At 73.2% G+C, this 14,348-nt stretch carries 8 protein-coding genes; 4 read left to right on the plus strand and 4 right to left on the minus strand.

Annotation, left to right across the window (positions count from 1 at the left end; translation table 11 throughout):
* Positions 1-9: 9 nt before the first annotated feature.
* Both BMX97_RS29090 and BMX97_RS29095 read right to left on the minus strand, forming a co-directional pair.
* A complete protein-coding gene (locus BMX97_RS29090; protein ID WP_091754646.1) occupies positions 10-756 on the minus strand; it encodes an SDR family oxidoreductase in 747 nt (248 codons plus the stop codon).
* Entirely contained in the window at positions 753-1,733 is a 981-nt protein-coding gene (locus tag BMX97_RS29095; protein ID WP_091754647.1) for an NAD-dependent epimerase/dehydratase family protein, read from the minus strand. The genes BMX97_RS29090 and BMX97_RS29095 overlap by 4 nt, the downstream gene beginning before the upstream one ends.
* Positions 1,734-2,148: 415 nt before the next feature.
* On the opposite strand from BMX97_RS29095, the gene BMX97_RS29100 reads away from it, so the two are divergent.
* From BMX97_RS29100 to BMX97_RS29115, 4 genes are all read left to right on the plus strand, one after another.
* A complete protein-coding gene (locus BMX97_RS29100; RefSeq protein WP_091754648.1) occupies positions 2,149-4,359 on the plus strand; it encodes a type I secretion system permease/ATPase in 2,211 nt (736 codons plus the stop codon).
* Entirely contained in the window at positions 4,356-5,876 is a 1,521-nt protein-coding gene (locus BMX97_RS29105; RefSeq protein WP_091754649.1) for an HlyD family type I secretion periplasmic adaptor subunit, read from the plus strand. Before BMX97_RS29100 ends, BMX97_RS29105 begins: the two co-directional genes overlap by 4 nt.
* A gap of 160 nt (positions 5,877-6,036) precedes the next feature.
* Positions 6,037-6,987: a class I SAM-dependent methyltransferase gene (locus BMX97_RS29110; protein WP_091754650.1), complete on the plus strand. Its 951-nt coding sequence runs from the start codon at positions 6,037-6,039 to the stop codon at positions 6,985-6,987.
* A gap of 246 nt (positions 6,988-7,233) precedes the next feature.
* Positions 7,234-9,483, plus strand: a complete 2,250-nt coding sequence (locus tag BMX97_RS29115) for a TonB-dependent siderophore receptor (RefSeq protein WP_091754651.1) — start codon at positions 7,234-7,236, stop codon at positions 9,481-9,483.
* 31 nt (positions 9,484-9,514) lie between these two features.
* On the opposite strand, the gene BMX97_RS29120 is transcribed toward BMX97_RS29115, so the two are convergent.
* On the minus strand, positions 9,515-13,174 hold the full coding sequence (locus tag BMX97_RS29120) for a glycosyltransferase family protein (protein ID WP_091754652.1): 3,660 nt from the start codon (positions 13,172-13,174) through the stop codon (positions 9,515-9,517).
* 11 nt (positions 13,175-13,185) lie between these two features.
* Positions 13,186-14,154, minus strand: a complete 969-nt coding sequence (locus BMX97_RS29125) for a CgeB family protein (RefSeq protein WP_091754653.1) — start codon at positions 14,152-14,154, stop codon at positions 13,186-13,188.
* Positions 14,155-14,348: the final 194 nt, after the last annotated feature.

Genomic DNA, 14,348 nt, shown 5'->3' on the forward strand with positions numbered 1-14,348 from the left:
GCAAAACCTTCAGGCGGAGAGCCAGCCGCCCTCCACCGGCAGGGCGGCGCCGGTGGTGAAGGAAGCGGCATCGCTGGCGAGATAGAGAATGGCGCGGGCGACCTCCTCGGGCTGCCCGAGGCGCTTCATCGCGTGGCGGGCCTCGGAGGCCGCGCGGGCGGCGGCCGGGTCGGCGGCGCGGGAGAAGCTGCGGGCGAGGAGCGGCGTCTCGACCGCGCCCGGCACCACGGCGTTGACCCGGATGCCGTCGGCGGCGAAGTCGAGCGCCATGGTGCGGGTGAGGCTCAGCACCGCACCCTTGGCGGCGATGTAGGCGCTGTTGCCGCGCCCGCCGGCGAGCGCGAGCTGCGAGGCGACCGTGACGATCGCGCCGCCGCCGCGGGCCCGCATCACCGGCACCGCTTGTCCCGCCCACAGCCAGGTGCCGCCGACATGGGCGCGGAACACCGCGTCCCAGTCCGCGGGCGCGGTGGTCTCGACGGTGCCGCCCACCGAAAAGCCCGCCGCCGTCACCAGGACGTCGATGCCGCCGAGGCCCGAGACGATCGCCGCGGCGTCGGCGGCGACCGCCGCGGGATCGCCGACATCGGACGCCCGGGCGAGGCCGCCGATCTCCGCCGCCACGGCCTCTGCCGCCGCAGCGTCCCGGTCGATCACCGCCACCCGGGCGCCGGCCTCGGCGAGGAGCCGCGCCGTCGCGGCGCCGATCCCGGAGCCGCCGCCGGTCACCACCGCGACCTTGCCGTCGAACCTCATCGGACATCCTCCCGCGCTTCGTGCCAGGCCAGGAACGCATCGGCGGAGGTCTCGCATCCCTGCGCGGCCTCCCAGCCGAGCTCGTCGCGCAGCCGGTCGGTCGCCAGCGGCGGCCGGTCGGTGTCGCCGTGCAGCGTGATCGTCGGGGCCTCGCCCGGCGCGGCGAGGCGGCAGGCGAAGCCGGCCTGCGTGAGCCGGGACCGCGCCAGCCGCTCGCCCCAGGCCAGCACCGGCCAGACGACGGGGCTCGACACGTTGTAGAGCCGGGAATCCAGGCGCGGCGCGTGGAGGATCCGCGCCACCGCGGCGGCGGCGTCCGGGGCGTAGAGCCAGTCCCGCAGGCCCGGCCGCGGCAGCAGGGCCGGGGTGCCGGCCCGCGCCGCCGCCCAGATCTGCGCCTGCGGGCTCAGGGTATCGCGAAACGACGTGTCGCGCTCGAACGGGCCGAACACCGCGCTCAGGCGCACGCTCACCCCGTCGAGTCCCCAATGCCCGCAGAGCCGCGCCAGCACGGCCTCCGAGGCGAACTTGGTGACGGCGTAGAGGCTCTCGGGCCGCGCCGGCAGGTCCTCGGACAGGCGCTCGGCTCGCACCGCGCCGTAGGCCGCCGCCGAGGACAGGTTCACCACCCGGCGTACCCCGGCCCGGCGGCAGGCCTCCAGGATCGGCACCATTGCGGTCAGGTTGACGGCCAGGATGGACGCCGGATCGGCGGCCTCGCGGGCGGCGTCCGCCGTCACCGCGGCGGCGATCACCACCGCGTCGGTGCCCGGGCGGATCGCCGCCGACAGGGCGGCCGGATCGGTCACGTCGCCGGGCACGAGGTCGAGGCGGCCGGGCGGCGCGGCGAGCGCCGCGAGGAGCGCCGGCGGAGGCGGGGCCCGGTCGAGGAGCCGCACGTCGCCGCCGCCCGCGAGGAGGTGGTGGGCGAGGTTCAGCCCGACGAAGCCGGCTCCGCCCAGGATGACGGTACTCATGGGGTGGAACGGCTCATGGGGTGGAAGGGCTCATCGGTTGGGAGAGCTCATGGCGCGCAGGGAGCCTCTTGGGGAAGCGGGCGCTCGCGCGGCCCGCGATGCGTCGTGCGGACGAGGTGCCGGGATCGAGCCTCCCGTGATCGGTTCGGCGCTGCGCCATGCACGAAGCAGACCGCCCGGCGGGCGGGCCCGGCGCGTCCCCTGTCATGAAACCATCATGCCGGCCGGCCAAGAGGTTTCCGGATTCAGCCGACGCGAAACAGTCGCGGCCCGCGCGCGGCGTTCGCCGCGGGGCGCCGGGCCGGCCACGACCAAGCCGGTCTCGAACGGTCGAATTCTCTCAAGCGCCGCGAGTCCGCGAGATGGATGCGCGGCACGAGCCGGCAAGGCCGCACCGCAATCGGGGGCAAGGGACATGGTGCAAGACGCGGCCGCACAGGCCGGCCCCGGCCACGCGGGGCCCGGAGCCGCGGAGCTGCCCGCGGCGCGGCCCGATTCGGGCCTCGGCGCGCTCGCCCTCGTCGCCTCGTTCCATCAGGTCCCGTGCGAACCGGCCCAGGTCCGCCACGACCTCGGCCTCGGCCAGGCCCCGATGAGCGGCGTCGACGTCGTGCGCGGCGCCCGCCGCCTCGGCCTCAAGGGCCGCCTGCTCCAGGACCAGAAGCCGGCGCGCCTCGACGGCATCCCGCTCCCCGCCATCCTCGAGGTCGACGACGGCCGCTTCGTCGTCCTCGGCCGGCGCCTCGAGGACGGCAAGCTCCGGATCATCGATCCGGTCGCCCGCACCGCCGACCACGTCGAGCCCGAACTGTTCCTGGCCCGCTGGACCGGCACCATCGTGCTGATCGCGCGCCGCGCCAACCTCCAGACGGCGCTCCACCATTTCGGCCTGACCTGGTTCGTCCCCTCGGTCTGGCGCTACCGCAAGCCGCTCGCCACCGTGCTGGTCGCCTCGCTGTTCATCCAGCTCTGCGCGCTGATCACCCCGATCTTCTTCCAGATCACCATCGACAAGGTGCTGGTCCACCGCGGCTACTCGACCCTGACGCTCGTCGCCGTCGGCCTCGTGGCGCTCGGCCTGTTCCACGTCGTGCTGCAATACCTGCGCGGCTACATCCTCACCCATACCGCGAGCCGGATCGACGTCGAGCTCGGCGCGCGGCTGTTCGACCACCTGATGCGCCTGCCGCTCGGCTACTTCGAGACCAGGCCCGCCGGCCAGACCGTCGCCCGGGTGCGCGAGCTCGAGACGGTGCGCAACTTCCTCACCGGTCAGGCGCTCACCTCGGCGATCGACGTGCCGTTCACGCTGCTGTTCCTCGCGATCCTGTACGTCTACTCGCCGCTGCTCGCGCTGATCGTCACCCTGTCGATCCCCTGCTACATCCTGGTGGCGGTGCTGCTGCGGCCGGTCCTGCGCGAGAAGACCCTGGAGCAGTTCAACCGCTCGGCCCTGTCGAGCCAGTTCCTGATCGAGTCGGTGGTCGGCATCCACACCGTCAAGGCGCTCGCGGTCGAGCCGACCCTGAAGAGCCAGTGGGAGGAGCGGCTCGCCGCCTACGTCAAGACCTCGTTCGTCGCCGGTCTCGTCGCCAGCATCGGCCAGAACGCGATCCAGTACATCTCCAAGGTCACGACCGCGCTCGTGCTGTTCTTCGGCGCCTACGCGGTGATGAACGGCGAACTGACCGTCGGCAGCCTGATCGCCTTCAACATGATCATGGGCCAGGTCACCGCGCCGATCCTGCGGCTGTCGCAGCTCTGGCAGGACTTCCAGCAGGTCAAGGTGTCGCTGGAGCGCCTCGGCGACGTGCTCAACTGCCCGCCGGAGACCCGGGCGCTGGCCCAGGCCCACCTGCCGCCGGCCAAGGGCCAGGTCACGGTGCGGGGCGTGACCTTCCGCTACCAGCCCGGCACGCCGGAGGTGCTCAAGGACGTCAGCCTCGACATCCCGGCCGGCCAGGTCATCGGCATCGTCGGTCCGTCGGGCTCGGGCAAGTCGACCTTCACCAAGCTCCTGCAGCGCCTCTACGTGCCCGAGAAGGGCCAGGTGCTGGTCGACGGGGTCGACATCGCCCAGGTCGATCCGGCCTGGCTGCGGCGCCAGATCGGCGTCGTGCTCCAGGAGAACCTGCTCTTCAACAAGACGGTGTTCGAGAACATCGCGCTCGCCAATCCCGGCCTGTCGCGGGCGCAGGTGATGCAGGTGGCCCGTCTCGCCGGCGCCGACGAGTTCATCAACCGGCTGCCGCTCGGCTACGACACCCCGATCGAGGAGCGCGGCGCCAACCTCTCGGGCGGGCAGCGCCAGCGGCTCGCCATCGCCCGCGCGCTCGCCACCAACCCGCGCATCCTGATCCTCGACGAGGCGACCTCGGCGCTCGATTACGAGAGCGAGCGGATCATCCAGGAGAACATGAAGCACATCGTGCGCGGCCGCACCGTCATCATCATCGCCCACCGGCTCGCGGCGGTCAGGATCTGCGACCGCATCATCGCGCTCCAGGACGGGCGCATCGTCGAGGACGGCACCCACCGCGAGTTGGTCGAGCGGCCGACCTCGCTCTACGGCCGCCTGTGGCGCCTGCAATCCGACCACGGCTCAGCCCAAGGAGAGGCCGCGTGAGCGCCGCCCCGCAACCCTCCAAGCCGCAGCCTTCCCTGCCGGCGCCCCGCCGCGCCCCGCCGCCGCCGGCCCGCTTCAGCCCGCGCGGCCTCTCCGAGCGGGTGCGCCGGCTCGCCGACGACCGCTCGGACCAGGAATTCCTGCCAGCGCATCTGGAAATCCTCGACACCCCGCCCTCGCCCTACGCGGTGGTGTTCACCTGGGTGCTATGCCTGATGTTCGGGGCGGCGCTCGTCTGGAGCATCTTCGCCCAGATCGACATCCACGCGGTCGCGACCGCCCGCATCCAGCCCTCCGGACGCTCGAAGGTCGTGCAGCCCTTCGACACCGGCAAGGTCCAGACCATCGCGGTCGAGAACGGCAGCCGGGTCCAGGCCGGCGACGTGCTGCTGACGCTCGAACCGACCGAGGCCGAGGCCGACCTGTCCTCGCGCCAGGGCGACCTCGCGGCGCTCGAGGCCCAGATCGCCCGGCGGCGCGCCACGATCGAGGCGGTGGAGAAGAACCGGCCCACCGCCAAGGTCGATTTTCCGGCCGCGGTGCCCCCGGCGGTGCGGGCGCGCGAGGAGGGCGCGATGCTGGCCGAGATCGGCCAGTACGTCACCACCCGGGACGCGTTCGAGGCGCAGCTCGCCGAGAAGGTCGCGACGCAGGAGCGCTTCGCCGCCAGCATCGCGGCGCGGATGCGCCTCCAGGCGGTGCTCAAGGAACGCGCCGACATGCGCGAGACCCTGGTGGCGAAATCCGCCGGCACCCGCGCGGCGGTGATCGACGCGGTGCAGCAGGTCGAGCAGGTCTCGGCCGACCTCGCCTACGACCGCGGGCAGCTGACCGAGGCCAAGGCCGGCGCCGTCTCGCTGCAGCGGCGCATCACCCAGCTCACCAGCGAGACCGTGGCGCGCCAGTACCAGGCGCTGACGGAGGCGGCGCAGAAGCGCGACGCCCTGGTGCAGGACGTGGTGAAGGCGACGCTCAAGCGCGAGCGCACGGCGCTGAAGGCGCCGATCTCCGGCACGGTGCAGCAGCTCGCCGTGACGACGCTCGGCCAGGTGGTCACCGCCGGCCAGCCGCTGATGGTGGTGGTGCCGACCGACGGGCCGATCGAGGTCGAGGCCCAGGTCCAGAACAAGGATATCGGCTTCGTGCTGCCCGACCAGGAGGCGGTGGTGAAGATCGACGCCTTCCCGTTCACCCGCTACGGCTCGATCGAGGGGCGCGTCGTGCGGGTGTCGCGCGACGCGGTCGACGACCGCGAGGCGGGGGGCGGCAGCGACGCCCTGTCGGTGGCGCGCGGCCAGGGCCTCAATCCCGTGACGGGCATGCCCAAGACCCAGAACCTGGTCTTCCCGGTGACCGTGGCCCTGTCGCAGACCTTCATCAAGGCCGACGGCAAGGACGTGGCGCTGACCCCGGGCATGACCGCGACGGTCGAGATCCGCACCGGGCGCCGCCGGGTGATCGACTACCTGCTGTCGCCGGTGCGCGAGACGACCGCGACGGCCGGGCACGAGCGCTGAGGGCGCCGGCCGGCGCGCCGGGCCTTCCTTTCGCCGGACAAACCCCGCAAGGGAGGGATGAAGACCGGGCTCTCGTCCGTCTCATCCCTTGGAAGGCCGGGTGATCTTCGTCGTGCGCGGTGCGGGCGGCCGCCGGCCGCGATCCGCGAAAAGGCCGCCGATGTCCCCCTCGCTCCACCTCGTCCGGCACGCCGTGCCGTTCACCGGCTACCCGTACCGGGGCGAGGCCATGGCCTGCAACCTGTGCGACGGCACCGGGACGCTCGTCGTGGCCGAGACCGACCGGCGGCTGAAGCGGCTGCGCTCCGTGGCCTGCACGGAATGCGGCCTGATCCGCACCGACCCGATGCCGACGCAAGCCGAGCTCGGCGCCTATTACGCCTCGGCCTACCGCGCCGCCTACCAGTTCGCCCTCGGCAAGCGCCCGCCGCGCCACCATCTCAACCGCTCCCGGCGTGAGGCGGCGTTTCGTGCCGACCTGCTCGCGCCCGCCCTGCGGCCCGGCGCCCGGGTGCTCGATTTCGGCTCCGGCTCGGGCGAGTTCCTGGCTGCCGCGCGGGAGCGGGGCGCGACCGTGACGGGGGTCGAGCCCGGCCTGTCCTATGCCGCCTTCGCGCGCGAGGAGCACGGCGCCCAGGTGCTGGACCGCCTCGATGCCCTGGCGCCCGACGAGGTCTTCGACGTCGTCACCGTCCACCACGTGCTCGAGCACCTGCGCGACCCGGTCGACACCCTGGAGCGCCTCGCCGCCCGTCTGGCGCCCGGCGGCGTCCTCTACGCCGCGGTGCCCAACATGGCGGCGACCGGCAAGCCGCCGCACGAGCGCTTCCACTTCGCCCACGTCCACGGCTTCGTGCGCGAGACCCTCGACCGGGCCGCCGCCCGCGCCGGCCTGGCGCCGCATCCTGAGTACTGGCGCGAGGACACCACCGCGGTCTACCGGCGCGACCCCGGCGCCGCGCGGGCGCCGTCCCCGACCGACCTCGCCCGGGCCCTCGCGGCCGCCCTCGCGCCGGCGAGCCCCGGTGCCTACATCGCGTCCGGCGCCTGGCTCCGCCCGATGATCCGCCGCAACGCCAAGGCGATCCGCGACACCTTCGCGTCCCGCTGACGGGCGGCCCGACCGCGGACAAGCCATCGCCGCCGACCCGGAGCGGGCACGCTCCGGGCAACCGGTCGTTGCCGATTTGCCACGGGCCCTAACAACTGCCGCGCGATCCGGAAATCCCGGTTCGCGAGCCGGCAACGCATGCTAAAAACCCTATTAGGAACAATAACTTAGTATCATTCTAAAGAACGGTGCCAGCCCGGGTGGGTCTCTCCCCGGGGCCGGTCGCCCGTTGCCGAAGGTCTCGACATGCGTGCCCAGCCCAGCGCTCCCGTCCCGCCCCGTCGCCGCGTCGTCGCGATGTTCGCCGCCGGCGTCTCCCTCCTCGGGCTGACGGCCGGCTCGGCGGCGGCCCAGGAGGCGACGCCGCCCCGGCAGGGCGCCGCGGCGGGCGGCGCGATTCAGCTCGAGGCGATCGACGTCGCGGGCAACGGCACCCGGCCCGCGGCCACAATCGTCGCGGCCCAGCCCAAGGAGGATCCGCGCGGCCCGATCGACGGCTACGTCGCCAAGCGCACCCTGACCTCGACCAAGACCGACACCCCGCTGATCGAGACCCCGCAATCGGTCACCGTGATCGGGCGCGAGCAGATCGACGCCCTCAAGCCGCAGCAGGTCGGCGACGCGGTCGCCTACTCGGCCGGCGTCTTCGGCAACGTGTTCGGGCCCGATCCGCGGGTCGACTTCTTCCTGATCCGCGGCTTCACGGCGAACGACACCGGCCTGTACCGGGACGGCCTGCAGCTCTTCAATTACGGGTTTGCCGCCTACAAGGTCGACACGTTCGGGCTGGAGCGCATCGACGTGTTGCGCGGCCCCGCCGCGGTGCTGTTCGGCCAGGGCGGCCCCGGCGGCCTGATCAACCTGATCAGCAAGAAGCCGCCCGTCGATCCCCTGCGTTACATCGAGGTCGGCGGCGGCTCGTTCGGCCAGAAGTACCTCGCCTTCGACCTCGGCGGGCCGGCCGACAAGGACGGTCACTGGTTCTACCGCCTGACCGGCATCGGCCGGCAGGGCGGTACCCAGGTCGACGGCCTCGACGAGAACCGCGGCTACATCGCCCCGACCTTCACCTACAAGCCGGACGGCGCCACCACCTTCACGCTGCTGTCGAGCCTCCAGTACGACGATACCGGCCGCCTCAACGCGTTCCTGCCGTATTACGGCACGGTGCGGCCGACGGTGCTCGGCCTGCGCGTCCGGCAGAGCGACAACGTCTCGGATCCGTCCAACAACACCTACCGCCGCATGCAGGCCAATGTCGGCTACGAGTTCGAGCACGTCTTCGACGACACCTGGACCTTCCGGCAGAACCTGCGCTACGCCTTCAGCGATTCGCTCGACGACGCGTTCCTCGGCGGCATCGGCTATGCCGACGCGAACCAGACCCAGATCGCCCGCTACCGCTTCCGCGCCGCCTCGCGGGCGCGCCTGTTCAACGTCGACAACCAGGCGGTCGCCCGGTTCGACGACGGCCTGTTCAGGCACACGTTCCTGATGGGCCTCGACTACAAGAACTTCCAGCTCAACGACAACCAGGCCACCGGCGGCTTCGCCGGAGTGCCGGTCCCGAACTTCAACATCATCACGCCGAATTACGGTGCCGCGAGCGTCCCGGTCGCGCCCTACCTCGTCAACTACGACGTATTCCAGCAGCTCGGCCTGTACTACCAGGACCAGATCAAGCTCACCCCGGAGCTGACCCTGGTCGTGTCCGGCCGCGGCGACTTCACCTCGAACGAGGTCAACAACCGGCTCGCCAGCACCCAGACGCGGCAGTCGGCCAACGCGTTCACGCAGCGCTACGGCCTGATCTACAACTTCGACTTCGGCCTGGCGCCCTACGTCAGCTACGCGACCTTCTTCAACCCGCAGGTCGGCACCAACTTCTTCAGCCAGCCGTTCAAGCCGACCACCGGCGACCAGTTCGAGGCCGGCATCAAGTACGAGATCCCGGGGGCGAACGCCTTCCTGACGGTCGCGGCCTTCGACCTCGCGCTGGCCAACTCCCTGACCGCCGACCCGACCAACCCGCTCAACCAGCTCCAGCTCGGCGAGACCCGCTCGCGCGGCTTCGAGGCGCAGCTGGTGGCCAACATCACCAAGGACTTCAACGTCGTCGCGTCGTTCACGAGCTACAACCTCGAGATCACCAAGGGCGACGTCGGCACGATCGGCCGGACCCCGACCAACACGCCCGAGACCCTGGCCTCGGTCTTCGCCGACTACACCATCCCGACCGGCGACTGGGCCGGGTTCGGCTTCGGGGCGGGCGTGCGCTACGTCGGCCGCTCCTTCGCCGACGTGAACAACACCCTGACGGTGCCGGAACGGGCCCTGTTCGACGCGGTGGTGCATTACAGCCGCGACAACTGGCGCTTCGCCATCAACGCCGCGAACCTCGCCGACAAGCGCTTCGTCTCGTCGTGCCAGTCGGTCAACGCCTGCTTCTACGGCGAGCAGCGCCGCATCACCGCGAGCCTGAGCTACAAGTGGTGAGGCGCGGGGCGGGGAGGCGGCTCCCCGCCCGTCACGCCGGATCCGGCATCATCCCGGCGACGTGGCCGGGAAAGCCCGGCAGGGCCACCGTGCCGCGCTCGTAGACCTGGAACACCCGCAGCGTCCCGTCGCGGATCGCCTCGCGGGGCAACAGGATCTCGAACCCGGCGGTCAGGGCGTCGGCCTCCTTCAGGTGCGCCGCCACGTCCTGCCGGGCGAAGCACTCGGCGACCATGTACCGGCGCTGCCCCCGCGCGCCCCAGCGGGCGATCCAGGCGAGCGGCCGCCCGCGCCCCTGCACGAAGCACCAGCCCGAGACCGCGACGCTCGGGCCGAGCAGGTCCGACGTCTCGCCGGTCACCACGGCATCGAGGTTCGGGCGGGTGCGCAGCTTCGGGATCCAGGCCCGGCGCAGGGCCGGCGGCGCCGCGGCGGTGACGAGGCAGACGCGGGTGGAGGGCGCGACGAAGAGCGTGGCGCCGGTCTCGAACAGCTCCGCCCCGGGCCGCTCCGCCCCATGATCGTCCTCGATCGCGACCGAGAGCCGGTAGGGACCGGGCGCGAGGTCGCGGGCCTGCGCCTCGGCGCCGGCCCGCATCGTCCCGTCCTGCTCGCGCCCGACCGCCCGGGTCCAGGCCGCGCCCTGCGGGCCCTCCAACACCAGGATGGGCTGTCCCGTCCCGGCGCCCGCCGGCAACGCGACCTCGATGCGGGTGAGACCGCCCTGGCGGGCCACCGGCACGCCCTCGACGAGCGGGAGCCCGTGGCCCGTTACCGTTGCCCGCACGGCGCTCCGGCGCAGGGCGAAGTCCGGCAGGCCCGGCCGCCACGGCGTGACGGGCCCCGGCGGGGCGAATCCCGCAGCCGTGAAGCGCGCGACTCCCTCGGCGACCGCGAGGTGGTCGGAAAAGACCTGGACGAGGTCGACGGTGTGGAGGCCCGCCTCCAGGCCGGCGGTGCGGATCCGGGCCGCGAATCCGGCCTGCTCGGCCCGGCCGGTACCGAACCGGCCGGCGAGCTCCGGGCGGCGCTCGGGCGGCGCGGCGACGAAGCGTGTAACCGCGCCGGAGCGCAGCCGCAGCCAGGTCTGGACCGGCCGTCCCGCGTCGGGCCGCCAGAGCCAGCCGCGCAGGGACAGGCTGTCGCCCGCCGCGCAGGCCCCGATCCGGCCGGGCAGCCGCTGGCCGTCGGCGACGAGGTCGGCGATCTCCCAGGACAGGGTCGGATCGTCCGGCACCAGCGGCCGCTCGGGCAGCAGCGCCACGGCGGGCGGCAGGGCGTCGACGATCGCGCTCGTCTCGTCGGTGCCGTCCCAGACGATCGTCGGGTCGGTCCAGTCCGGGTTGTTGAGACGCAAGCCGAGATCGACGGCCGAGAGGGCGAAGGGCGCGGCCGGCGCGCCGGGGACCGCATGAGGCACCGGCCGAGCCGCGATCAGCTCGCGGTAGAGCGCTCCCAGGGCGGCGGCGTGCCCGGCGACCGTCGGGAAGGTCTTTTGGCGGATCGCGGCGCGCAAGGCGGCGACGAGGTCCGGGTCGTGGGCGAGCCGCCGCAGGGCCTGGCGCACCGCGCCCGCATCGCCCGGCGGCACCTTGAGCCCGTCGACGCCCTGCGTGACCCGTTCGCCCGGCGCGCCGAGATCGGTGACGATCGGGATCAGTCCCGCCCGCCACGCCTCGGTGAGCGAGATCATGTAGGTCTCGGGCCAGAGCGAGAGGTGGAGCGACACGTCGCAACCGGCGAGAAGCCCCGGCACCTCGTCGCGGGTGTAGCCGCCGCGCAGGTGCAGCCGCTCCCCGGCCAGCGCCTCGAAGGCCGCGACGAGGTAGCTCTCGACGTAGCCGAGCACCTCGAACACGATCGCCTCGCCCTCGGTGATGCGCACGAGCTCGAGCAGCGTCCGGGCGCCCTTGTGGTCGACGACGTTGCCGAGGACCGCGACCCGCAGGGGAGACCGGGCGTCGGGCCCGCGCGCCGGGAGCGGCGCGCCAGGGCCCGAGCCGGCCGGCCCGGCATCGACCATCTCGATCACCGCCACCCGGGCCGGCGCCTCGGGGTAGAACGCCCGGACATAGGCGGCGGTGGCGGGCGTGCTGGCGACGAGGGCGTCGACGCTCCCGAGCATCCGCGCCACGAACCCGTCCCGGCGTGCCTTCGAGCCGGGTGGCAATCCCTCGGTGCTCGACAGGCAGCCGTCGCACGCCCTCTCGCCGCGGTGCACGACGTCGCAGAAGGCGCCGTGCTGGTTCAGCAGGGTGTAGCGGCTGCAGATCAGGAAGAAGTCGTGCAGCTGCATCACCACCGGCACGCCGTGGGCCCGGGCGATCGTCGGCAGGCTCAGCGGCAGGCCGAGGAGGTGGTGGATGTGGACGAGGTCGATGCGCCGCTCGACCAGGATGCGCTCGAACAGCGTCTCGATCTCCGGGCTGGCGAGCAGCCGCTCCGCCGGCGGGATCGGCAACGCCTCCGAGGTCTCGCCCTCGTCGAGGCGCAGGACCCAGGCGTCCTCCTCGAAGGAGGGGTAGAGGAACAGGACCTCGAACCCGTCGGGGCCGGCATCGAGCGCGTCCGCGAGCTGTTCCTGGTAGAACTCGACCCCGCCGCCCTGGCGCCGCCCGGCCCGGTTGTGGGCGACGAAGAGGAGGCGGGGCTTCCTCGCGCCGGGGAGGGGTCTCGTGTCGCTCGCCGACGGCGGGGCCGTCGCGGTCTCGCGTTCCCGCACCGCCCGCAGGATGACGTCGACCCGGTGGTCGTAGAGGTGCGCGGCCAGGGTGCGGGCACGGGCCCGCTCCGCCATGGCGATCCGGCCCTCCGGATCGGCCAGTAGAGCGGCGAGCGCCTCGACGGCGTCCTCCTCGGCGCAGGCCCGGATCTCGCGGTCCGGCGCGTAATAGGCGAAGGTCTCGGGGTCGGCGCCGACGACGAGCTGCGCGCCGCCGGCCAGCGCCACCTCGAACAGCCGCGGCGGCGGCGTCGTGCCCGAGGCCGCCTCGCCTGCGCCGGCGGTGAAGACCCGCGGCAGGGTCAGCACCACCCGGCTGGCATGGGCGAGCCGGGCGAAATCCGCGTTGCCGCAGCGCCAGTCGACGACGAGGTCGTCGCGCACCAGCACCGGCGGGGCCAGGTAGGCGTTCGCCGGCAGCGCGATCTTCGCCTTGAGGTTGCGCGGCAGGCCGGCGAGGATCCGGTTGAGCGTCGCCACCCGGTTCGGCCAGGCCGTGCCGACGAACAGGAAATCGTAGCGGTAGGCCGCGTCGTCGCGCAGGACGGGCAGGTCCTGGAACAGGGTCGTGGCCGCCAGGGGCAGGTGGCGGGCGCCTGCCCCGTAGCGGGGCAGCGAGCCGCGGTCGTTGGTGAAGACGAGGTCGAAGCAGCCGGCGAGCCGGGCATTGGCGGCGGCGAGATACGGGTCCTCGGTCGTCCACAGCGCGCTGGTGCCGGCGAGCGCGCAGAGGCGGCGCAGCAGGGCGTGGTGGCGGCTCGCGCCGCCGAGGGCGAGGACGAGGTCGAACCGCGCGTCCTGCGCCAGCGCCACCGCGTCGGCATGGGTCGCCCGTACCACCCGGGCGACGGCGGGGTGGCGCGCCAGGGCGTCGGCGACCGCGAGCGCGATGTAGGCGTTGCTGGTGCGGGGCTCGGTGTCGAGGAGCAGCACCGAGAGGCGCGCGCGGGCGGACCGGGAGGAGGGCATGGGAGTGTCCGTCACGCGGCCATCGCCGCCAGGATGGTCTCGGCCCGGTGGCGGTAGGTGTGGGCGTCGAGCACCCGGGCGCGGGCGCGCTCCGCCATCGCCAGGAAGGCGGCGGGCTCGCGGTGGGAGCGGGCGATCGCCTCCGCGATCTCCTGCACGTCGTCGAAGAGCAGGATCTCGCGGCCCTCGTCGAGGTAGTCCAGGATCTCGAGGCCGGCGGCAAAGCAGAGCTGCGGGGTGCCGGCCAGCGCCGCCTCGAACACCCGCGGCCCGGGCGTCGAGGCCGGCAGCCGGTAGCGCCGGTTGGCGATGTCGAGGTCGCGGCCGACCGCGAGGACGAGGCGGGCCGCGCTCGTCCGGTCGGCCATCGCGGCCGCGCTCAGGCGAGTGTTCTCGGCAAAAGCCAGCGAGGCCGGCCAGCCCGCGCCGCGAACCTCGACCCGGTGCCCCGACAGGCTCGGCTGGGCGCGCTCGAGGAGGGCGATCCGGTTGGGAAAGGCGGCGCCGCAGAAGAACAGGTCGAGGGTCCGCTCGGCCATCGGCCGCACCGGCCGCAGGTGCGTCCGGCGGCAGGCGGCGAGCGGCAGGTGCGAGACCGAAGGATGCCGGTAATGCGCCAGGGCCCAGCGGTCGTTGGTGAAGAGGTGGTCGGCCAGGGCCTCGGCCCGGGGCGCGTAGTCGAACTCGTAGGGGTCGTCTTGCAGCCAGAAGGCGAGGCGGGCCCCCGCCCGCCGGGCGCTCCGCGCCAGGGCCCGGAGGGGCGCGGCCTCCACGGCGACGCTGCCGAGGCCCACGACGAGGCTCGGGCGAAACTCGACGATCGCCTCCTCGGCGAGCTCGAGCGGGCTGTCTCGCACCGCGCCCGCATCGAGCACCTCGGCGAAGCCGTCGCGCAGATAGGCGCGGATCGCCGCGTTGTGGTTCACCACGTCCGGGCTCAGGCTCGTGACGAGGACCTTCGCGGAAGCTGTGGGGCGCATGCGGACCGGTCGGGAGGAGGGGGCGGATGATGGCGAAACACGCAAATGCCGCCGAGATCAAGGCTCTGCCGTCGCCGCGTCCTCCTCGCACCCCCGGGGGCGGGGCCGGGCGTGCGGTCCCGACGGGCGGTCCGGAGCGCGCCTCGAGCCGCCATCCGCCGGTTCCCCGCCGCGGCCGGAGCGTCGGCATCGGC

The sequence above is a fragment of the Methylobacterium sp. ap11 genome (assembly GCF_900110515.1).
GTDB classification, from domain to species: Bacteria; Pseudomonadota; Alphaproteobacteria; order Rhizobiales; family Beijerinckiaceae; genus Methylobacterium; species Methylobacterium ajmalii.

Bases quoted from the DNA above. Each gene is read 5' to 3' on its own strand.
- BMX97_RS29100 (WP_091754648.1), top strand. From the start codon at position 2,149: ATGGTGCAAGACGCGGCCGCACAGGCCGGCCCCGGCCACGCGGGGCCC.
- BMX97_RS29125 (WP_091754653.1), bottom strand. From the start codon at position 14,154: ATGCGCCCCACAGCTTCCGCGAAGGTCCTCGTCACGAGCCTGAGCCCG.
- BMX97_RS29115 (WP_091754651.1), top strand. From the start codon at position 7,234: ATGCGTGCCCAGCCCAGCGCTCCCGTCCCGCCCCGTCGCCGCGTCGTC.
- BMX97_RS29090 (WP_091754646.1), bottom strand. From the start codon at position 756: ATGAGGTTCGACGGCAAGGTCGCGGTGGTGACCGGCGGCGGCTCCGGG.
- BMX97_RS29120 (WP_091754652.1), bottom strand. From the start codon at position 13,174: ATGCCCTCCTCCCGGTCCGCCCGCGCGCGCCTCTCGGTGCTGCTCCTC.
- BMX97_RS29110 (WP_091754650.1), top strand. From the start codon at position 6,037: ATGTCCCCCTCGCTCCACCTCGTCCGGCACGCCGTGCCGTTCACCGGC.
- BMX97_RS29095 (WP_091754647.1), bottom strand. From the start codon at position 1,733: ATGAGTACCGTCATCCTGGGCGGAGCCGGCTTCGTCGGGCTGAACCTC.